Source organism: Pseudomonas sp. TH08 (assembly GCF_016651275.1).
GTDB lineage: Bacteria > Pseudomonadota > Gammaproteobacteria > Pseudomonadales > Pseudomonadaceae > Aquipseudomonas.
The window spans coordinates 459,359-477,052 of the sequence record NZ_JAEKEE010000002.1 but is presented as its reverse complement, the minus strand read 5'-3'; the positions used below and the strand labels follow the sequence as shown (position 1 = coordinate 477,052).

Below are 17,694 nucleotides of genomic sequence, written 5' to 3'. Positions count from 1 at the left end.
AATAAGTCCGATGTTAACAGCGGTCATCCATTGCCGATGAGCGGCAGGGGATGACCGCCGGCCCTCAACGATGGGCAATGTTTTCCAGCGCCAGATTGCGTGTGCGCGGGCCGAACCAGCCGATGGTCAGCATCACGATCAACATGCTGCTGGCAATGAACGCCAACACGCCCGGCGTGCCGAAGCTGTCGAGAAAAAAGCCGATCAACAGACTGCTGAACACCGTCGACAAGCGACTGAACGAATAGCAGAAGCCCACTGCCCGTGCGCGGATATTGGTCGGGAACAGTTCGCTCTGGTACGAGTGATAACTGAAGCTCAGCCAGGCGTTGCAGAACGTGATCATCACGCCGCAAAAGATCAGCCCGAATGCGCTGGTCTGCAGGGCGAACAACGTCCCGAAGGTCATTGCGCCGAGGGCGGAGCCGACGATCTGCCATTTGTTCTCGAAGCGATTGGCGAACTTCACGAACAGCAACGGCCCGAGCGGGTAGGCGAGGGTGATGATGAACGCATACATCAAACTGTGCGTAACGCTGACCCCCTGACCGGAGAGCAACGCTGGCAACCAGTTGCCGAAACCGAAGAAACCGATGGCCTGGAAAATGTGGAAAACAATCAACATCAGTGCGCGACGGCGATAGGGTGGCTGCCAGATGTCGGCGAAACGGCCCTTGCCTTCGACATCGACGGGAACCGCTTCGGGCGTGTCCAGTGGTTTGCCGTGATCCTTTTCACAGCGCGCTTCGATGTCGTCGAGAATCCGCGTGGCTTCATCGAACCGGCCATGCTGCGCGAGCCAGCGCGGCGACTCCGGCAGGCGCTTGCGCAGCCACCAGATAAACAGCGCAAACACCGCACTGGCCAATACCACCCAGCGCCAGCCGGACACGCCGAACGGCGCTTGCGGCACCAGCCACCACGACATCAGTGCCACCGCCGGCACCGACAGAAACTGCACGAAAAACGCGAAGGCAAACGCCGAACTGCGCATGCGTTTGGGCACCAGTTCCGAGAGGTAGGCGTCGATGGTCACCAGTTCGATACCCAGACCGATGCCGACCAGAAAGCGCATGCCGATGATGCCCAGCGCCGAACTCTGAATGCCCATCAACACCGTCGCCACGGTGTACCAGACCAGTGCGAAGGTGAAGATCGCCCGACGGCCGAAGCGATCCGCCAACGGGCTGAGCAGGCTGGCGCCGAGGAACAGGCCGAGGAACGTCGCCGAGGCAAACGCTGCCTGATCGGAGAAACCGAACACACCCTGATTGCCGGTGGCGAAGATGCCGTCGCGAATCAGGCCGGGGCTGATATAGGCCGTCTGAAACAGATCGTAGAGTTCGAAAAATCCACCGATCGACAGCAGCGCCACCAACCGCCAGATCGTCGCGACGGCGGGGAGTCGGTCGATGCGGGCGGAAACCTGGGCGGCGCGAATCGGGTCGATGCCGTCGCTTTGCGCGGCGGCGGCGGCGGGTGCGTGAGCGGTCATGAGGCTGATCCATTTTTTATTGATGGAAAAGCTTAGCCTGCTATCGGAGTTCGCGGATTGTGAATATGCGCGGTTTAATCGGCTAAACCGCTGATTTTTTGCAATATCTGTTTACGAATTAACGATTTATGCCGCTGTCGCTGCATCCGGCAACGCCGAGGCCGGCAAACCGAAAATCCGGTCAAACAGCCAGTTGAACGCAAACGTGTAGCACGGGATGAAAATGATCAGTGCCAGATCGAGCAGAAATGCCTGCACCAGGCTGATGTTCATCCACCACGCGATCAGCGGAATCAGAAACACGATCAGCGTCAGTTGAAAACCAACGGCGTGGGCGATGCGCCGTTTTACGGTGCGGGTGCGCGATGGCTGGCGACTTTCCCACTGCTCGAACAGTGAGGTGTAGATGAAATTCCAGGTCACGGCGATGGTGGTGATGATCACTGCCAATGGCCCGGTGCTGCCCGGCGAGGTGCCGGACAACAGCGCCAGACCGAGGGCGGAAAAGCTCATGCCGATGATTTCATAGAGCGACACGTAAACCAGTTTGCGTTTAACGCCTTGCATGCAGATTGCCTCTTTTCGTCGAATCAATGGCCAGCGGGGCTGGCGCAGGCGGCGAAAGATAGCTTCAATAGGTTTGACAGAAAAAGTCAGCTACTTTCAGTTTCTCTGATAGATAAATGCATTGACGGGTTAACCAAGTGAATTTCAACAGCGACAGCATTCAACTCTTTCTGGCCGTGATCGAACGCGGCTCGTTTTCGGCTGCCGCTCGGGCGTTGGGTAAAGTCCCGTCGGCGGTGAGCATGGGTATCGGCAACCTTGAGGCCGAGCTCGGTTATTTGTTGTTCGACCGCAGTCATCGCGAACCACAACCGACCGCGATGGCGCTGTCACTGGCGCCCCACGCGCGATTGATCGCCGAGCAACTCAAACAACTGCAAGTGCACGCGGTGGAGTTGTCGTTGGGGCTGGAGAGCAAGTTGTCGATTGCCGTGGTTGCGGACATTGATCGGCGGCGTTTGCTGGCGGCGATCAAGGTGATTGCCGAGCGTCACCCGTTGCTCGACATCGAAGTGCTGACCGCGCCGCAGGATGACGTGTTGGCTATGTTGCACAGCGGTCGGGTCAGCGTGTGCCTGGCGTTTGCCGGGTTGAGCGTGAATGTGTTGGAACAGTTTCAGTTTGTCGGCAGCGAGCGGATGACCGCCACGCTGGCGGCAGACAGCCCGTTGTTGCAGGGTCGGGATTTGTTTCTCGAGGACCTGGTGCATGTGCGACAGGTTGTTGTGGCCAGTCGCGATTTACCCATCAGCGAGACACGGCCGTTGGTGGCGGAGTCTTATTGGCGCACCGACAGCCTCGAGACAGCGATGGAAATGGTTGAGGCGGGACTGGGCTGGGGAAATTTTCCCCTGTCGGTGGTGCAGTCGCGGCTGGACAGCGGACGGCTGAAACGCCTGAATTTCCGCAACATCGAAAACGGCCTGGTGCTGCCGGTGCATGCGGTGTGGCTCAAGAGCCAGCCGCTACAGAAAGGCGCATCGGCCTTGGTCGATCTACTCAGTCACTAAAGTCTGTGGAGATCCAATGTGGGAGCGAGCCTGCTCGCGAAAGCGGTGTGTCGCTCGGCACAGGCTTATCTGACACACCGCTTTCGCGAGCAGGCTCGCACACAGGATGGTGTTTCAACCTCGAATCTTTGGGGATCAGGTGCTTTCGCGGATTTTCAGTTCGAAACCCATGTCTTCAACCGGGCGTGCCACCGAGTTGCCCGCCATCAGCGTCAGCATCTGCTCGGCGGCGCGCCGGCCAATCGCTTCGCGCGGGGTATTGATGCTGCTCAGACGCGGCACCATGTGTTCGGACATCGGCAAGTCGTTGAAACCCAGAATCGCCACTTGCTCGGGAATCTTGATGCCGTGACGCAACGCCTCGAGCAACGCACCTTGAGCCAGGTCATCGTTGCCAAAAAAGATCGCATCGACGTCCGGGTGCGCCGCGAGCAATTGCATGAACAACTCACCGCCCAGGCCCACGGACGACGCGCGTGGCGTCAGCACTTCCAGGTCCGGGTCATAACGACCGGCCTTCTGCAACGCTTTGCGGAAACCTTCACCGCGCAGCAAGGTGCGCTGATCGAGTTGCGCGCCAATGTAGGCCAGCCGCTGGCGCCCACGGGAAAGCAAATGTTCGGCCGCCGTTTCGCCGGCACTCAGCTGCGAGAACCCTACGCAATTCACCCCGGCGGCGCTGTCCAGCTCCATCATGTACACGCAGGGGATATTGCTGGCCTCGATCATCCGTCGCGAACTTTCGGTGCGATCAAACCCGGTCAGCAGAAAACCACGCGGTTGATAAGCCATGTAGTTGCGCAGCAGGTTTTCTTCTTCATCGCGTGAGTAATGGAAGTTGCCGATCAGCACTTCAAAACCCTTGGGCGTCAGTACCCGGTGAATGGCTTCGAGCGTATCGATGAACAACAAGTTGGACAGCGACGGTACTAAAACCACCACCGAATGGCTCTGTGCCGAGGCCAATGCGCGAGCAGCAGGGTTGACCACGTAGTTGAGTTCACTGGCGGCTTTCTGCACTTTTTCCACCAGTTCGGTGGCCACAGTGCTCACACCTCTGAGGGCGCGCGAGGCAGTAATCGGACTTACACCGGCCAGGCGGGCAACTTCATTAAGGGTGGGACGGCCGGTGGTGCGGGTATTTTTATCGTTTTTAGGGGTGGTCATCGGGCGGCTTGCCAAACAAAAATCAAGGCACTAAGGTAGCGCTGTCCTGATGCAGCTGTAAATGCGTAAGCGAGGTCCTGCCTGATCTTCGCTTTTTGGCGTTGGGCGCAAACCTGCTGCAACCCAAAAAAACGACAAGAAGGCGTCGGCAACTTCTGCCTGTGCACTAGAGTCATAGCTAGCAAAGGTAGCGCTGTCTGCGCGCTGAGGTGTTATATGAGTCATCCCATCACCGCCCTGGTCATCATGGGCGTTGCCGGTTGCGGCAAGACGTGCGTCAGCGAGGCCCTGTGCCAATTGAGCGGCGCCACTGCCATTGAAGGCGATACTTTCCATCCGGCCGCGAACATCGAAAAGATGAGCGCGGGGATCCCCCTGAACGACGACGACCGCGCCGGCTGGCTCGACAGCCTGTGCGATGAACTGCGTCGCGTCGATGCATTGGGCAAGCGCCCGGTGTTGACCTGTTCCGCCCTTAAACACAGTTATCGCGAAGTGCTGCGCAGTGCCTTGCCGGGCCTGGGCTTCGTGTTTCTTGAATTGACCCCTGAAGTCGCTGCCGAGCGTGTGTCGCACCGCCCGGGCCACTTCATGCCGGCCACGTTGATCGAAAGCCAGTTCGCCACCCTCGAATCGCCCAAGGGCGAGCCGCTGACATTGGCGCTGAATGCGTCGATCCACAGCGTTGATGAACTGGCGTCCCAGGCTCACGTCTGGTGGCAGGCCCACGGTCTGAAGCAGGCGGTATGAGTGTGTTGAAAGAGACTGCGCGGTCCTCACGACTTCTGTTTAACCCGCTTTAATAACAACAACAATCCAGGAGACACCCCCAATGTTTGGCATGTCCCACGACACGTTCCTGCTGCTAGACGCAGTGGTTACGGTAATCGGGCTGATTGTCCTGATTACCAAGTTCAAGATTCACCCGTTCATTTCCCTGACCATCGCTGCGGCGTTTCTCGGCCTGACCTCGGGCATGCCGATCGGCACCATCATCAAAGCGTTCCAGGACGGCTTTGGTGGCGTGCTCGGTTTCGTCGGCATCATCCTTGCGCTCGGCACCATGCTCGGCAAAATGATGGCCGAATCGGGCGGTGCGGATCAGATCGCCCAGACCCTGATCCGGGCGTTCGGTAAAGAAAGAGTCCAGTGGGCGATGATGTTTGCCGCGTTCCTGGTGGGCATTCCGCTGTTCTTCGAAATCGGCTTTGTCCTGCTGATTCCGCTGGTGTTCATCGTTGCGCGTCGTACCGGTGTGTCGATCATCAAGATCGGTATCCCGCTGCTCGCCGGCCTGTCCGCCGTACACGGCCTGGTGCCGCCGCACCCGGGTCCGCTGCTGGCCATCGGCGTGTTCGGCGCCGACATCGGCAAGACCATTCTTTACGGTCTGATCGTTGCGCTGCCGACGGCAATCATTGCCGGCCCGATCTTCGGTACGTTCATCGCCAAGCACATTCCCGGTACACCGAATCAGGAACTGGTCGATCAACTGGCCCGCGAAAACGACGACTCGGCGAAACTGCCGAGCTTCAGCATCACCCTGATCACCGTGCTGCTGCCGGTGTTCCTGATGCTGCTGAAAACCTTTGCTGACGTGGCGCTGCCGGACGGTAACTTCTTCCGCACCTGGATGGACATGATCGGTCACCCGATCTCGGCGCTGCTGCTGGCGTTGCTGCTGTCGCTGTACACCTTCGGCCACAAGCAGGGCATCGGTTCCCAACAAATCCTCAAGTGGCTTGATGCGAGCCTGGCGCCAACCGCCGCGATCATTTTGATCATCGGTGCGGGCGGTGGCTTCAAGCAGATGCTGGTGACCAGCGGCGTGGGCGACGTGATCGGTCACATGGCGGTCAGCGCGCAGATCTCGCCGATCCTGCTGGCGTGGCTGGTGGCGGCGGTGATCCGTATCGCGACCGGTTCGGCCACCGTGGCGACCATCACTGGCGCGGGCATTGTGGTGCCGGTGGTGGGGATGATTCCGGGCGTCAACCGTGAGTTGCTGGTACTCGCTACCGGTGCCGGTTCGTTGATTCTGTCGCACGTGAACGACGCCGGTTTCTGGCTGGTGAAGCAGTACTTCAACATGACCGTGGCCGAGACCTTCAAGACCTGGACGGCGATGGAAACCATCCTGTCGGTGGTCGCGTTGGGCTTTATCCTGCTGTTGTCGCTGTTCGTTTAAACAGCTTCTTGCAGACACAAAAAAACCGCAGCGATGCGGTTTTTTTGTGCCTGAATTTCAGGTTCCACCCAGAACCAATGTGGGAGCGAGCCTGCTCGCGAAGAGGCCATGCCAGCCAACCAATATGTTGACTGACAGACCGCTTTCGCGAGCAGGCTCGTTCCCACAGGGGGCAGGTGTCAGGCGCCAGTTTTCGTGACTAATCCATCGGCCCGGAACATCCCGCGAATGCCGCGTACGGCCTGGCGAATCCGGTCCTGGTTTTCGATCAGCGCAAAGCGTACGTGGTCATCGCCATACTCACCAAAACCAACCCCCGGCGAGACGCACACCTTGGCCTCGGCCAGCAGTTTCTTGGCGAACTCCAGCGAACCCAGATGCGCATACGCCTCGGGAATCTTCGCCCAGACATACATCGACGCCTTCGGGTTCTCGACCATCCAGCCCAGTTCATGCAGGCCTTTCACCAACACGTTACGACGCTGGCGATACTGCTCGGCGATATCGCGCACGCACTGTTGATCGCCTTCCAGCGCAGCAATCGCCGCGACTTGCAGTGGGGTGAACGTGCCGTAGTCGTGGTAGCTCTTGATCCGCGCCAGGGCGTTGACCAGTTCCGGGTTGCCAACCATGAAACCGATGCGCCAACCGGCCATGTTGTAGCTCTTGGACAGGGTGAAAAACTCCACCGCGATGTCCTTGGCGCCCGGCACCTGCATGATCGACGGGGCTTTCCAGCCGTCGTAGACGATGTCGGCGTACGCCAGATCGTGAATCACCAATACGTCGTACTGCTTGGCGAGGGCGATCACCCGCTCGAAGAAATCCAGCTCCACACACTGCGCAGTCGGGTTCGACGGGAAGCCGAGGATCATCATTTTCGGTTTCGGAATCGAGCCACGAATTGCCCGTTCCAGCTCGTCGAAGAAGTCCACGCCCGGTACCAGCGGCACCGAACGCACTTGAGCGCCGGCAATCACTGCACCGTAAATGTGAATCGGATAACTCGGGTTCGGCACCAGCACCGTGTCGCCCTGATCCAGCGTCGCCAGCATCAAATGCGCCAGGCCTTCCTTGGAACCGATGGTGACAATGGCTTCGCTTTCCGGGTCGATATCGACCTCGTAGCGTTGCTTGTACCAGTTGGAAATCGCCCGACGCAGGCGCGGAATGCCCTTGGACGTCGAGTAACCGTGGGTGTCTTCGCGTTGGGCAACTTGTACGAGTTTTTCGACAATGTGCGGCGGCGTGGCGCCGTCGGGGTTGCCCATGCTCAAGTCGATGATGTCTTCACCACGACGACGCGCAGCCATCTTCAGCTCGGCGGTGATGTTGAAAACGTAAGGGGGGAGTCGATCTATGCGCGCAAAGCGGCGCGGCGAACCTTGTTCAGCCATTGTTGCCTCGGATAACGTAAGCGCCCGGAACCGTCCGAGCGACGCTGGTCACTGCGGTGACCTGTGGCGGAAGATAAGGTCAGTGATGGCATACTGTCCAGCCCGTTTGTAAACAATTTTGTCCCAAGGAAAATGGTTGATGGAATTCACCAGCGGCTTCTTGCTGAGCCTTTCGCTGTGCCTGGATATCGGCGTGGCCAACATCGCAATGATCACGCTGGCGATGCAGCGTGGTTACTTTCAGGGCTTCGCGCTGGGTCTCGGCACTTGTGTCGGCGACCTGATATACGCCGTGCTGGCGCTGGCCGGAATGACGGTTCTGCTGCAATACGAAACCGTGCGCTGGGTGTTGTGGATCGGTGGTTCGGCGCTGCTGATCTACTTCGCGGCGAAGATGATCTATTCGGCGATACATCACGAAGCGCTGCTGGCCGAGACGGCGGAAGTGGGGCAGAACTCTCATCGCAAGGAATTCTTTCGGGGGATTTTTCTGGCGATGTCGTCGCCGAGCGCGATCCTCTGGTTCGCCGCGGTCGGTGGCACGCTGATCGCTCGTTCCGGTGGCGGTGGCCCGCTGAGTTCGGCACTGTTCCTCGGCGGTTTCCTCTGCGCCGGGCTGCTCTGGTCGGCCGGTTTGTGCTTTGCCGCCAGCCACGGCGGCAAGCTGCTCGGCGACAAGCTGTTGCGCTACTCCTACATGGCATCTGCAGCGATCTTCTGCTATTTCGCGGTGTACGTGATCGTATCCGGCTATAACGAGTTTGTCGGATCGGGTGCCGTCGAGCAGCTCCATTCGTTGTAACCGTGCGAAATGGGTTTGGCTTTCTATACTCCCAGCCGAACCCCTTTTTTGTTCCAGGAGTCGAGTCATGGATGAGCAAAAACGCGTCGAAGTGGCTGAACCTCGCTTCGAACATGGACACTTCCTGCTGATTGCAGGGCTGGGTGAGCGATATACCCAGGAAACCGCGCATAACATTCCGGCGTTGTGGGAAAAATTCCTGCCCCATCTGGGCCAGATTCCGGGTCAGAAAGGTGAAGTCACCTACGGCGTCTGCTGCAATTTCGATGGTAAGGGTGGGTTCGATTACATCGCTGGGGTGGAAATCAGCAAGCTCGATGAGTTGCCTCAGGATACGTTTCGCTGGGTTGAGGTTTTGCCCCGACAATACGCGGTGTTCGAGCACAAAGGCTCTCTGGAGCACCTGCCGCAGACCCTGCAATACATCTACAAGACCTGGCTGCCAGCCTCCCACTACGTGGAGCTCAACGCTCCGGAACTGGAGCGATACAGCGCGGACTTCAACCCGGCGCGTAAAACCGGCAAGCTGGAAATCTGCGTACCGGTCGAAGCCCGGCGGTAATCAAACAATGAGGCGACGGATTTACGATCCGCCGCCTCGTTTTCATCTCTGTTTTGCCTTGTTGGTCCGACGCGTGCGCATCAGGTCGATGCCCAGGGTGATAAAGCCGAAAGTACTGATGCCCAACACCATCAACAGGCCAATCTCAACGCTGCTCATAAGCGGTTTCCCTCAAGGGTAGTCAGAGACACGCCCTACAAGTAGCCGCCCGCGAAGCCAAAGAAAAGCGCTTATACGCAGGCTTTACGCTGCACCTGCGGATCGATATGCAGACCTTATTCAATTATGCTTTCGGCTCTTTCTTCTGCTGATTTTCGAGTTGCCATGAACACCCTCATTCGTAACGTCACCGCCGCCGACCTCGATCGCTGCTACGCCATCGAAGCCGTTGCCTACGAAGGCGACGAAGCCGCCACCCGCGAGAAGATCGCCACGCGCATCGCCACTTGGCCGGATGGTTTTATCGTCGCCGAGGTGGATGGCGTGGTGGCGGGGTTCGTCAATTCAGGCGCAGCGTTTGATGTGCAGATGTCGGATGAGGCGTTCAAGGAGCTGATCGGCCATGACCCGAAAGGGCCGAACGTGGTGATCATGTCGGTGGTGGTGCACCCGGATTATCAGGGGCAGGGTTTGGCCAAGCGTTTGATGGGCGAATTCATCGAACGGATGCGCGGGATGGATAAAGCGACGATTCATCTGATGTGCAAGGAGAAGCATATTCCCCTATACGCCGGATTTGGCTTTGCCTACATCAAACCGTCGGAGTCCGACCACGGCGGCATGGCGTGGCACGAGATGATCCTCACTCTCTGAACCGGCACCCATCTAAATTGTGGGAGCGAGCCTGCTCGCGAAGAGGCCGTGTCAGCCAACCGATTTGTTGACTGATCTAGCGCTTTCGCGAGCAGGCTCGCTCCCACAGGGTTTTGTTGTGTTTGCAGCTCTGCGTTTAGTACAGCGTGTCCAGCACCCGTTTTGGCGCTTCGCGGTCGTAACTGTCCGCATCGAACTGGCCGTCATTCAGGCGCTTGTGGAAGGCGCCAGCAGAGGGCAACGCTGAGCGTGGCAGGTGCGTTTCCGGGTTCCACGCATCCGAGCGCACAAAAGCTTTCGAACAATGGAAAAACGCCGCTTCCACCGTCACCAGCAACACGGTTTTCGCCGGTTTGCCATTCACCGCAAAGCTTTCCAGCAGCGCCGGATCTGCGCTGATCGTCGCGGTGCCGTTGACCCGCAACGTTTCGCCAATCCCCGGGATGATGAACAGCAGCGACACTCGCGGATCGTGCAGCACATTGCGCAAGGTATCGATGCGGTTGTTACCCGGGCGATCCGGCAGCGCCAGCGTGCGTTCGTCGATGATCCGCACAAACCCCGGTGCATCGCCACGCGGTGAATTGTCGAGGCCATCGGCGCCCACCGAGCTGACGATCACCAGCGGCGAGACGCGCACCATCGCCTGATAATCCGCGTTGAGAAAGGTGATCTGCTTGCGCACCGCACGTTCGTGGGGCAGTCCGTAAATAGCTTCCAATGCTTCGATTGAATCGATCATCGTGCATCCCTCGATGATTTAGAAAAACAGCCCCATGCGCCGCTCGTAACCGATCCGGCCCTTGTACGCTTCGCCGCTGTCGACGAAACCGTATTTGGCGTACAGCGCAATCGCGGCATCGTTGTCAGCATCCACCGACAACTCCAGCCCTTTGATCTCCGGCCACGCCTGACGCGCAACCTGCGGCAGCGCTTGCAGGCAGGCTTTGCCATAACCCTTGCCTTGGGCCCGGTGATCAACCTGCAATGCATGCAATGTGGCGCTGTGTTCATCGGCCCACGCCGGCAATACCGGCGGACGTTTGAGCAACAGAAACGCTACGGGTACGTCATCAGCCAGCAGCGCGAAGCCCTTCACGCCGGGGGCGGGTTTCGACAGCAAGGTGTGCAGAGCGCCATGGATGTCACCGGAGAACTTGATCTGCTCGGCATGGATTTCAATCGCCTCGACTTGCTGACGCTGCAAAGCGTTCAAGCTGTCGTACGGCACGAGTTGGGCTGACACGGGAATTTCCTTTTTCCTACAAAGATGAACCTCGGATTCTAGCGACTTTGCCTTCCGTGGAAATCTTTTGTTTCGCCTGTCGATCTGCCGACTCGCCGAGCGACTAAGGGTGTCTTCACAACAAAAACCACGGAGAACACCATGAGCGCACAGACTGAGATCCAGACCCTGATCAACACTTACCGCGAAGCCGTTATGACCAAGAACGTGGAGAAAGTCATGGCGCTGTACGCCGACGACATCGTTTCTTTCGACGCGATCAAGGCCCTGCAATTCAAGGGCAAAGCGGCCTACCGCGCGCATTGGGTGGCGTGCATGGAAATGTGCCCCGGCCCGCACATTTTCGAGTTCCACGAAATCGCCATCGAGAGCGCCGACAACCTCGCTTTCGCCCATTGGGTGGCCAACTGCGGCGGCACCAATGACAAGGGCGAAACCCAGAGCTGCTGGATGCGTGTCAGCGCGTGCTATCGGCAGATCGGCGGGGCGTGGAAAATCGCTCACGAACACTGGTCGGCCCCGTTCGATCCGATGAGCGGCGCGACCCTGTTTGATGTGCAGCCGTGATCTTCAGCCATAGTTGATCCGTTCGAATCAGGAGAACCGCCATGAAGTATTTATGCCTGGTCTACAGCGATGAGCGCCTTCTGCACGCGTCGCCCGACAGCCCCGAAGATGCCGAATGCTGGGCATACGCCGAGTCGATCCAGGGCAGCGGGCGGATGGTCGCTGCCGAAGCGTTGGAGTCGGTGCAGACTGCGACCACCGTGCGCATGCGCAACGGCAAATTGTCGATCACCGATGGCCCGTTTGCAGAAACCAAAGAGCAACTGGCCGGTTTCTACCTGATCGACGCCAAGGATCTCAATGAAGCGATCCAGGTCGCGGGCAACATTCCGGCGGCGCGAATCGGCAGCGTTGAAGTGCGGCCGGTGCGGCAGTTGAATGTCTGAGCTGCGCACGCGGGTCGAGCAGGTCTATCGCGAAGACTCGCGGCGGATTCTGGCGACGCTGATTCGTCTGCTGGGTGATTTCGACCTCGCCGAGGAAGCCTTGCACGAGGCGTTCTTCGTCGCGGTCGAGCGCTGGCAGCGCGACGGCGTGCCGGACAATCCACGCACCTGGCTGGTGTCCACCGGGCGCTTCAAGGCGATTGATGTGTTGCGTCGGCGTGCGCGCTTCAAGGCCGCGCAACCCTTGCTGCTGGCGCAACTGGAAGAACTCGAACAGGCCGACTGGAGTGGTGAGGACGTGGAAGATGATCGCCTGCGGCTGATCTTCACCTGTTGTCACCCGGCGCTGGCGGCCGATGCGCAAGTGCCGCTGACCTTGCGAGAAGTCTGCGACCTGACCACCGAGGAAATCGCCCGCGCATTCCTCTCGGCGCCTGCGGCAATTGCCCAGCGAATCGTGCGCGCCAAAGCGAAGATTCGCGACGCGAAAATCCCTTATCAAGTCCCGAGCCTGAGCGAGTTGCCCGAGCGCCTCGACAGTGTGCTGCGGGTGATTTATCTGGTGTTCAACGAGGGCTATTCGGCGTCGATGGGCGCTGAAGTCACCCGAGACGATCTGACCCGCGAGGCGATCCGACTGGGGCGGTTGTTGATGGAGTTGTTGCCGGAACCCGAGGTCATGGGCCTGCTGGCGCTGATGCTGCTGCACGAATCGCGTCGGCCGGCGCGCACCTCACCCAGTGGTGAACTGGTGTTGCTGGATGATCAGGATCGTGCGCAGTGGGATGCCGAGTTGATCGCCGAAGGCTGTGCACTGGTGGAGTGCGCACTGACCACGCGGCGGTTTGGCCCATATTGTTTGCAGGCGGCGATTGCCGCAGTGCATGCCGAGGCACCTACAGCCGAGGAGACCGATTGGGAGCAAATAGTCGGGTTGTATGACGTGCTGTTGCGGGCGGTGCCGTCGCCGGTGATCGAGTTGAACCGCGCGGTGGCGGTGGCCAAACGTGATGGAGCGTTGGCCGGGTTGCGCTTGATCGAGGGGATTCTGGATCGCGGTGAACTGCAGGATTACCATCTGGCGCATTCGGCGCGGGCGGAATTCTGTCGGCAGTTGGGAAGGGTGGAGGAAGCGCGAACGGCTTACCTCCGAGCTCTGGAATTAACCCGACAAGAGCCGGAGCGAAGGTTTATCGAACGTCGATTACACGAACTGAACATCACCGACACCTCCCTGTAGGAGCTGCGGCACGCTGCGATCTTTTGATTGTGATTTTTCAATGCAAAAGCAAGATCAAAAGATCGCAGCGTGCCGCAGCTCCTACAAGGGGAATTCAATCAAAACATCAGGCTTGCTGGCGGGTCGCGGCCATGACGATCTCGCGAATGCACACGCCCTGCGGCTGCTCATACGCATAGGCAATCGCCGTCGCCACATCCTCGGCACTCAACACCGTTCCGCCCATTTCCTGTTTCCAGGCCTGATAACCGGTCTTGATCGCTTCATCAGTGGTGTGGCTGAGCAACTCGGTCTCGACAGCCCCCGGCGCAATTGTGGTCACACGCACGTTGTGCGGCGCCAGTTCTTCACGCAGGTTTTCCGACAAACCATGTACGGCAAACTTGGTGCCGACATAGGCGACGTGGTTCGGGAACGTCTTGCGCCCGGCCACCGAGCTGACATTGATGATCGTGCCGTGCTTGCGCTCAATCATCCCGGCGACTACAGCGTGCACGCCATTGAGCAATCCCTTCACATTGACGTCGAGCATCTGATCCCACTGCGCCGGATCCTGCTCGCTCATCGCGCCCAGCAGCATCACACCAGCGTTATTGATCAGCGCATCGGCCGGGCCGAATTGCGCTTCGGCTTCTGCCACGGCGGCGAGCAAAGCGGCGCGATCCGTGATGTCGACTTTGCGGCTGAGCGTGTTCGGCAGCTCCAGCGCTTGCAGGCGTTCGATGCGTCGCGCCAACAACAGCAAAGGATGGCCGGCCGCGCTGAGACGACGGGCGGTGGCTTCACCGATGCCCGAGCTGGCACCGGTGATGATGATCAAAGGCTTGCTCATGGTGGAACTCCTGAAATAAGAATTTCAAATGACTGGACGATGAGCGCAGTATATTTAGCCGTGTACGGGCTGAAAAATGCCTTATTCCTCTGTCAGCTATCGGAATTTCCTATGGATATCCGTCACCTCAAAGCCTTCCTCGCGGTATTCGAAGAGCGCAACATTACCGCTGCCGCGCAGCGACTGTTCATCAGTCAACCGACGCTGTCGGTGACGATCAAGCAGTTGGAAGAAGAACTCGGCGCGACGTTGTTCGTGCGTCAGCCGCGCGGTGTCGAGGTCAGCGATGAGGCGCGGTTGCTGTACCCGCAGGCGCGGCGGATGGTGGCGGAAGCGGAGGTGCTGAGCCGGATGTTTCGCGGGCGCGAAAATCGTGCAGCGCTCACCTTGGGCATCGAGGGCGACATTGCTGCCAGCCATATCGAAGCGTTCGTGCGCATGGCGCATCTGGCGTTGCCGAATTTGTTACTGACCTTGGAGGAGGGGTGCAGCGGCGAGGGTCGCCTGGCGGTCGAGGAGATGTGCTGCGAGGACGAGTTATTCCTGCCGCTGTGGGAAGAACCGTATGTGATGGCGTTGCCATTGGATCACCCGATGGCGTTGGCGCAGGCCGGTTGGGCGCCGATTGCGGATTGGATTACGTGTCCGCAGCATCCGTCGCATCAACGTCTGATGGCGTTATATGGACGCTCGCCGGAGGCGGTGGCCGGGCATGCCGGTTCGTTGCAGCAGGCGTTGCACATGGTCGCGGCGGGTGTCGGCGTGGCGATGTTGCCGCAATCGCTGGTGAACGGCCATGAGCGAGTGGTCGTGCGCGCACTGCACCTGCCGGCGCCGACCCGACGGGTTGGCTTGTGTTATGCGGCGCAGGCGCTGGAACTGCCGGCGATGCGTGGGCTGCATGAGTATTTTCAGGTGAACCAGCCAGAGTCGATTGACGCGGCTTGAAGATCAAAAGATCGCGGCGTGCCGCAGCTCCTACAGGTGAACGCATTCCAATTGTAGGAGCTGCGGCACGCTGCGATCTTTTGATCTATTCCAGCATCTTGTTCAGCAACCAGCTACCCGCCGGCCCCGGCGGGTACAGGCGCGACCACAAGGCATCGACAAACACCGGTTTCGGCCAGCCGCGCACGTTCAGTTCCACCAGCGTGCCATTGCCGAAACGCCCCACCAGCCAACGCGGCAGCGGCGCCCAGCCGAAACCCATTTCGGCCATTTCCATCAGCATCAGATAACTCGGCGCCGACCATACTCGGCCCTTCGCGCGACTCTCGTACGGATTGACGATGGTTGCCAGGCGCAATTCGCGATGCTGTTCGAGGCTGGCTTGATCGATGTTTTGCAGTTTCGTCAGCGGATGTTCGGCGCTGACGAACAGCGCGATATCGGTACGTTCGGCGACGGTCGAGGTCACCAGGTCTGGCGGATAAGTGTCCTGCATTTCGGCGAACGCCAGATGCGCGCGACCGCGCTGCACCAACTCGATCAGGTCATCGCATTCGGCGATCAGGCATTCCAGCTCCAGGTCCGGATAACGCTGCTCGAACCCGACCAGCGCCGCTTCGAAGCGCGCCGATTGATAAGTGTCGGAAATCGCCACGGTCAGTTTCGGCTCGACGCCTTGGGACAGTTGCCGCGCGGTCATTTCCAGTCGACTGCTGGCCGCGAGAATCGCCTCGGCCCGTTGCAGCATCACGTGGCCGGCCGGGGTCAGCGTCGGCTTGCGGCTGCTGCGATCGAACAGCACCAGGTCCAGATCAATCTCAAGGCTTGCCACCGCCGCGCTGATGGTCGACTGACTGCGCCCGAGTTTGCGCGCCGCTGCCGAAAACGAACCTTGAGTCGCGGCTTGAACGAACGCCAGCAACACTTCTTGAGAGGCCATGAACTATCGCCTTGATCGATGGTTATTGGTTATGAAGTATCGGAGCGATGCCGGAACATGGCAACCATCTTCACTCAAGGAGTCAGGCCATGACGGCTAACAAATCCATCACTGAACGCATTTTCCAGGCCGTCGGCTTCGAGCTGCTGGCGATCCTGATCTGCACGCCGTTGCTGGCGTGGATCATGAAAAAGCCGCTGCTCGACATGGGCGCGGTGACGCTGCTGATCGCGTTGTTGGCACTGGCGTGGAACGTCGTGTTCAACGGCTTCTTTGACCGCATGCTCAAACGCCTGAATATCGGCCACAACGCCTGGGTGCGGGTGGTCCACGCGCTACTGTTTGAGGGTGGTTTGATCGTGATGGGCGTGCCGCTGATTGCCTGGTGGCTGTCGGTCAGCCTGTGGCAGGCATTTTTGCTGGATATCGGCGTGCTGCTGTTCTTCCTGCCGTACACCTACGTGTATCACTGGGGCTATGACGTGCTGCGCGAACGCTTGCTGATCGCCCGTACGATCTAACGCTGGAATGCAAGTTGTGGCGAGGGGATTTATCCCCGTTGGACTGCGCAGCAGGCCCATCTTTTCTGGATCAAAAGAGGGGGGCGCTGCGCACCCCAACGGGGATAAATCCCCTCGCCACAATGGGGCGGTGTCAGATTTAGAGAAACATCCCGCCGGAGGCTTCGACGCGTTGGCCATTGATCCATTGCGCACCCGGTGACAGCAGCAGCGCCAATGCTCCGCCAATGTCATCCGGCTGCCCGGCACGGCCCAGCGCGGTGTTTTCGGCGACCATCGCATTCACCGCCGCGTTGTCGCGAACGGTGCCGCCGCCAAAGTCGGTTTCGATCGCACCCGGCGCCAGGGTATTCACGGCAATCTGTCGCGCGCCCAGCTCTTTTGCCTGATAACGAGTGAGTACTTCAATCGCGCCTTTCATCGCCGCATAAGCACTGGCGCCCGGGAGGGTGAAACGCGCGAGGCCGCTGGAGATATTGATGATGCGCCCGCCATCGTTGATCAGCGGCAGCAGTTGCTGAGTCAGGAAGAACGGCCCTTTGAAATGCACGTTCATCAGCAGGTCGAATTGCTCCACGGTGGTTTCGGCGAAACTCACGTGCAAACCGACCCCGGCGTTGTTGATCAGAAAATCGAAGCGCTGACGATCAAAGTGTTGCAGCGCCTTTTCGACGTGTGTGCCGAACGCAGCAAAGCTTTCGCTGCGGCCGACATCCAGTTGCAGCATCACGGCTTTACCGCCGAGTGCTTCGATTTCGCTTACCAGTGCCTGGGCTTCATCGGCGCGGCTGTGGTAGGTGCCGATGATGTCGACGCCTTGCGCGGCGAGGTGCAGGGCGGCGTTTTTGCCCAGGCCACGGCTGGCGCCGGTGATCAATGCGATTTTTCGGTTCATGAGGCTTCCTCGATTGCGCTGAGTGGTGGTGATGGGCTCAGTTTATTTATCCGTCGGGAGGTGATAAACAGACTGAAATCGGAATCACTGGTCGGATCAAGCGAACAATCGAGGGTGA

Annotated in this window: 20 protein-coding genes; 11 read left to right on the top strand and 9 right to left on the bottom strand. The window is 59.3% G+C overall.

The window, feature by feature from the left end; genetic code table 11:
* Positions 1-64: 64 nt before the first annotated feature.
* The gene (locus JFT91_RS11875) at positions 65-1,495 is read right to left on the bottom strand and encodes an MFS transporter (protein WP_201232475.1); all 1,431 of its coding nucleotides are present in this window, start codon (positions 1,493-1,495) and stop codon (positions 65-67) included.
* Positions 1,496-1,621: 126 nt separating this feature from the next.
* On the bottom strand, positions 1,622-2,062 hold the full coding sequence (locus JFT91_RS11870; protein ID WP_201232474.1) for a PACE efflux transporter: 441 nt from the start codon (positions 2,060-2,062) through the stop codon (positions 1,622-1,624).
* A gap of 137 nt (positions 2,063-2,199) precedes the next feature.
* Between JFT91_RS11870 and JFT91_RS11865 the strand changes: the two genes are divergently transcribed.
* On the top strand, positions 2,200-3,072 hold the full coding sequence (locus tag JFT91_RS11865; RefSeq protein WP_201228201.1) for a LysR substrate-binding domain-containing protein: 873 nt from the start codon (positions 2,200-2,202) through the stop codon (positions 3,070-3,072).
* A 135-nt stretch (positions 3,073-3,207) separates the two neighbouring features.
* Here JFT91_RS11865 and gntR read toward each other — a convergent pair whose 3' ends face one another.
* The gene (gene gntR / locus JFT91_RS11860) at positions 3,208-4,239 is read right to left on the bottom strand and encodes an HTH-type transcriptional regulator GntR (protein ID WP_201232473.1); all 1,032 of its coding nucleotides are present in this window, start codon (positions 4,237-4,239) and stop codon (positions 3,208-3,210) included.
* A 216-nt stretch (positions 4,240-4,455) separates the two neighbouring features.
* Between gntR and JFT91_RS11855 the strand changes: the two genes are divergently transcribed.
* Complete coding sequence (locus JFT91_RS11855; RefSeq protein ID WP_105706948.1) at positions 4,456-4,989, top strand: gluconokinase; 534 nt, start codon at positions 4,456-4,458, stop codon at positions 4,987-4,989.
* A gap of 82 nt (positions 4,990-5,071) precedes the next feature.
* Entirely contained in the window at positions 5,072-6,427 is a 1,356-nt protein-coding gene (locus JFT91_RS11850; RefSeq protein ID WP_201228199.1) for a GntP family permease, read from the top strand.
* A gap of 179 nt (positions 6,428-6,606) precedes the next feature.
* Here the strand turns inward: JFT91_RS11850 and alaC are convergent, their stop codons facing one another.
* Positions 6,607-7,824: an alanine transaminase gene (gene alaC / locus JFT91_RS11845; protein ID WP_201228198.1), complete on the bottom strand. Its 1,218-nt coding sequence runs from the start codon at positions 7,822-7,824 to the stop codon at positions 6,607-6,609.
* A 139-nt stretch (positions 7,825-7,963) separates the two neighbouring features.
* On the opposite strand from alaC, the gene JFT91_RS11840 reads away from it, so the two are divergent.
* The 3 genes from JFT91_RS11840 to JFT91_RS11830 all read left to right on the top strand — a co-directional run bounded on the left by JFT91_RS11840 (position 7,964) and on the right by JFT91_RS11830 (position 10,001).
* The gene (locus JFT91_RS11840; protein ID WP_150707499.1) at positions 7,964-8,626 is read left to right on the top strand and encodes a LysE family translocator; all 663 of its coding nucleotides are present in this window, start codon (positions 7,964-7,966) and stop codon (positions 8,624-8,626) included.
* A 67-nt stretch (positions 8,627-8,693) separates the two neighbouring features.
* Positions 8,694-9,188 (top strand): GyrI-like domain-containing protein, encoded by a 495-nt coding sequence (locus JFT91_RS11835; RefSeq protein ID WP_201206043.1) that lies wholly within the window; start codon positions 8,694-8,696, stop codon positions 9,186-9,188.
* Positions 9,189-9,512: 324 nt separating this feature from the next.
* Positions 9,513-10,001, top strand: coding sequence for a GNAT family N-acetyltransferase (locus JFT91_RS11830; RefSeq protein ID WP_201232472.1), 489 nt, complete (start codon positions 9,513-9,515; stop codon positions 9,999-10,001).
* A 136-nt stretch (positions 10,002-10,137) separates the two neighbouring features.
* Here the strand turns inward: JFT91_RS11830 and JFT91_RS11825 are convergent, their stop codons facing one another.
* Positions 10,138-10,743 (bottom strand): pyridoxamine 5'-phosphate oxidase family protein, encoded by a 606-nt coding sequence (locus JFT91_RS11825; RefSeq protein ID WP_201206039.1) that lies wholly within the window; start codon positions 10,741-10,743, stop codon positions 10,138-10,140.
* An 18-nt stretch (positions 10,744-10,761) separates the two neighbouring features.
* The gene (locus JFT91_RS11820) at positions 10,762-11,247 is read right to left on the bottom strand and encodes a GNAT family N-acetyltransferase (protein ID WP_201228194.1); all 486 of its coding nucleotides are present in this window, start codon (positions 11,245-11,247) and stop codon (positions 10,762-10,764) included.
* 141 nt (positions 11,248-11,388) lie between these two features.
* Here JFT91_RS11820 and JFT91_RS11815 point away from each other — a divergent pair, with 141 nt between their 5' ends.
* Genes JFT91_RS11815 through JFT91_RS11805 form a run of 3 tightly spaced genes read left to right on the top strand, consistent with a single transcriptional unit; the run spans position 11,389 to position 13,440 of the window.
* Entirely contained in the window at positions 11,389-11,814 is a 426-nt protein-coding gene (locus tag JFT91_RS11815; protein WP_201232471.1) for a YybH family protein, read from the top strand.
* Positions 11,815-11,855: 41 nt separating this feature from the next.
* Entirely contained in the window at positions 11,856-12,200 is a 345-nt protein-coding gene (locus JFT91_RS11810) for a YciI family protein (RefSeq protein ID WP_201228192.1), read from the top strand.
* Complete coding sequence (locus JFT91_RS11805) at positions 12,193-13,440, top strand: RNA polymerase sigma factor (RefSeq protein WP_201232470.1); 1,248 nt, start codon at positions 12,193-12,195, stop codon at positions 13,438-13,440. The genes JFT91_RS11810 and JFT91_RS11805 overlap by 8 nt, the downstream gene beginning before the upstream one ends.
* Before the next feature lie 106 nt (positions 13,441-13,546).
* On the opposite strand, the gene JFT91_RS11800 is transcribed toward JFT91_RS11805, so the two are convergent.
* The gene (locus JFT91_RS11800) at positions 13,547-14,272 is read right to left on the bottom strand and encodes an SDR family oxidoreductase (RefSeq protein WP_201228190.1); all 726 of its coding nucleotides are present in this window, start codon (positions 14,270-14,272) and stop codon (positions 13,547-13,549) included.
* A 111-nt stretch (positions 14,273-14,383) separates the two neighbouring features.
* Between JFT91_RS11800 and JFT91_RS11795 the strand changes: the two genes are divergently transcribed.
* A complete protein-coding gene (locus tag JFT91_RS11795; RefSeq protein ID WP_201232469.1) occupies positions 14,384-15,220 on the top strand; it encodes a LysR family transcriptional regulator in 837 nt (278 codons plus the stop codon).
* A gap of 85 nt (positions 15,221-15,305) precedes the next feature.
* Here the strand turns inward: JFT91_RS11795 and JFT91_RS11790 are convergent, their stop codons facing one another.
* Positions 15,306-16,160 carry a LysR family transcriptional regulator gene (locus tag JFT91_RS11790; protein ID WP_201232468.1) on the bottom strand — a complete coding sequence of 285 codons (855 nt, stop codon included), beginning with the start codon at positions 16,158-16,160 and terminating at the stop codon, positions 15,306-15,308.
* Between the two features lie 89 nt (positions 16,161-16,249).
* Here JFT91_RS11790 and JFT91_RS11785 point away from each other — a divergent pair, with 89 nt between their 5' ends.
* The gene (locus JFT91_RS11785) at positions 16,250-16,681 is read left to right on the top strand and encodes a multidrug/biocide efflux PACE transporter (RefSeq protein ID WP_201232467.1); all 432 of its coding nucleotides are present in this window, start codon (positions 16,250-16,252) and stop codon (positions 16,679-16,681) included.
* A 139-nt stretch (positions 16,682-16,820) separates the two neighbouring features.
* Here the strand turns inward: JFT91_RS11785 and JFT91_RS11780 are convergent, their stop codons facing one another.
* Positions 16,821-17,576 carry an SDR family NAD(P)-dependent oxidoreductase gene (locus JFT91_RS11780; protein WP_201206021.1) on the bottom strand — a complete coding sequence of 252 codons (756 nt, stop codon included), beginning with the start codon at positions 17,574-17,576 and terminating at the stop codon, positions 16,821-16,823.
* Positions 17,577-17,694: the final 118 nt, after the last annotated feature.

Bases quoted from the DNA above. Each gene is read 5' to 3' on its own strand.
- JFT91_RS11875 (WP_201232475.1), bottom strand. From the start codon at position 1,495: ATGACCGCTCACGCACCCGCCGCCGCCGCCGCGCAAAGCGACGGCATC.
- JFT91_RS11870 (WP_201232474.1), bottom strand. From the start codon at position 2,062: ATGCAAGGCGTTAAACGCAAACTGGTTTACGTGTCGCTCTATGAAATC.
- gntR (WP_201232473.1), bottom strand. From the start codon at position 4,239: ATGACCACCCCTAAAAACGATAAAAATACCCGCACCACCGGCCGTCCC.
- JFT91_RS11855 (WP_105706948.1), top strand. From the start codon at position 4,456: ATGAGTCATCCCATCACCGCCCTGGTCATCATGGGCGTTGCCGGTTGC.
- JFT91_RS11850 (WP_201228199.1), top strand. From the start codon at position 5,072: ATGTTTGGCATGTCCCACGACACGTTCCTGCTGCTAGACGCAGTGGTT.
- alaC (WP_201228198.1), bottom strand. From the start codon at position 7,824: ATGGCTGAACAAGGTTCGCCGCGCCGCTTTGCGCGCATAGATCGACTC.
- JFT91_RS11840 (WP_150707499.1), top strand. From the start codon at position 7,964: ATGGAATTCACCAGCGGCTTCTTGCTGAGCCTTTCGCTGTGCCTGGAT.
- JFT91_RS11835 (WP_201206043.1), top strand. From the start codon at position 8,694: ATGGATGAGCAAAAACGCGTCGAAGTGGCTGAACCTCGCTTCGAACAT.
- JFT91_RS11830 (WP_201232472.1), top strand. From the start codon at position 9,513: ATGAACACCCTCATTCGTAACGTCACCGCCGCCGACCTCGATCGCTGC.
- JFT91_RS11825 (WP_201206039.1), bottom strand. From the start codon at position 10,743: ATGATCGATTCAATCGAAGCATTGGAAGCTATTTACGGACTGCCCCAC.
- JFT91_RS11815 (WP_201232471.1), top strand. From the start codon at position 11,389: ATGAGCGCACAGACTGAGATCCAGACCCTGATCAACACTTACCGCGAA.
- JFT91_RS11810 (WP_201228192.1), top strand. From the start codon at position 11,856: ATGAAGTATTTATGCCTGGTCTACAGCGATGAGCGCCTTCTGCACGCG.
- JFT91_RS11805 (WP_201232470.1), top strand. From the start codon at position 12,193: ATGTCTGAGCTGCGCACGCGGGTCGAGCAGGTCTATCGCGAAGACTCG.
- JFT91_RS11800 (WP_201228190.1), bottom strand. From the start codon at position 14,272: ATGAGCAAGCCTTTGATCATCATCACCGGTGCCAGCTCGGGCATCGGT.
- JFT91_RS11795 (WP_201232469.1), top strand. From the start codon at position 14,384: ATGGATATCCGTCACCTCAAAGCCTTCCTCGCGGTATTCGAAGAGCGC.
- JFT91_RS11790 (WP_201232468.1), bottom strand. From the start codon at position 16,160: ATGGCCTCTCAAGAAGTGTTGCTGGCGTTCGTTCAAGCCGCGACTCAA.
- JFT91_RS11785 (WP_201232467.1), top strand. From the start codon at position 16,250: ATGACGGCTAACAAATCCATCACTGAACGCATTTTCCAGGCCGTCGGC.
- JFT91_RS11780 (WP_201206021.1), bottom strand. From the start codon at position 17,576: ATGAACCGAAAAATCGCATTGATCACCGGCGCCAGCCGTGGCCTGGGC.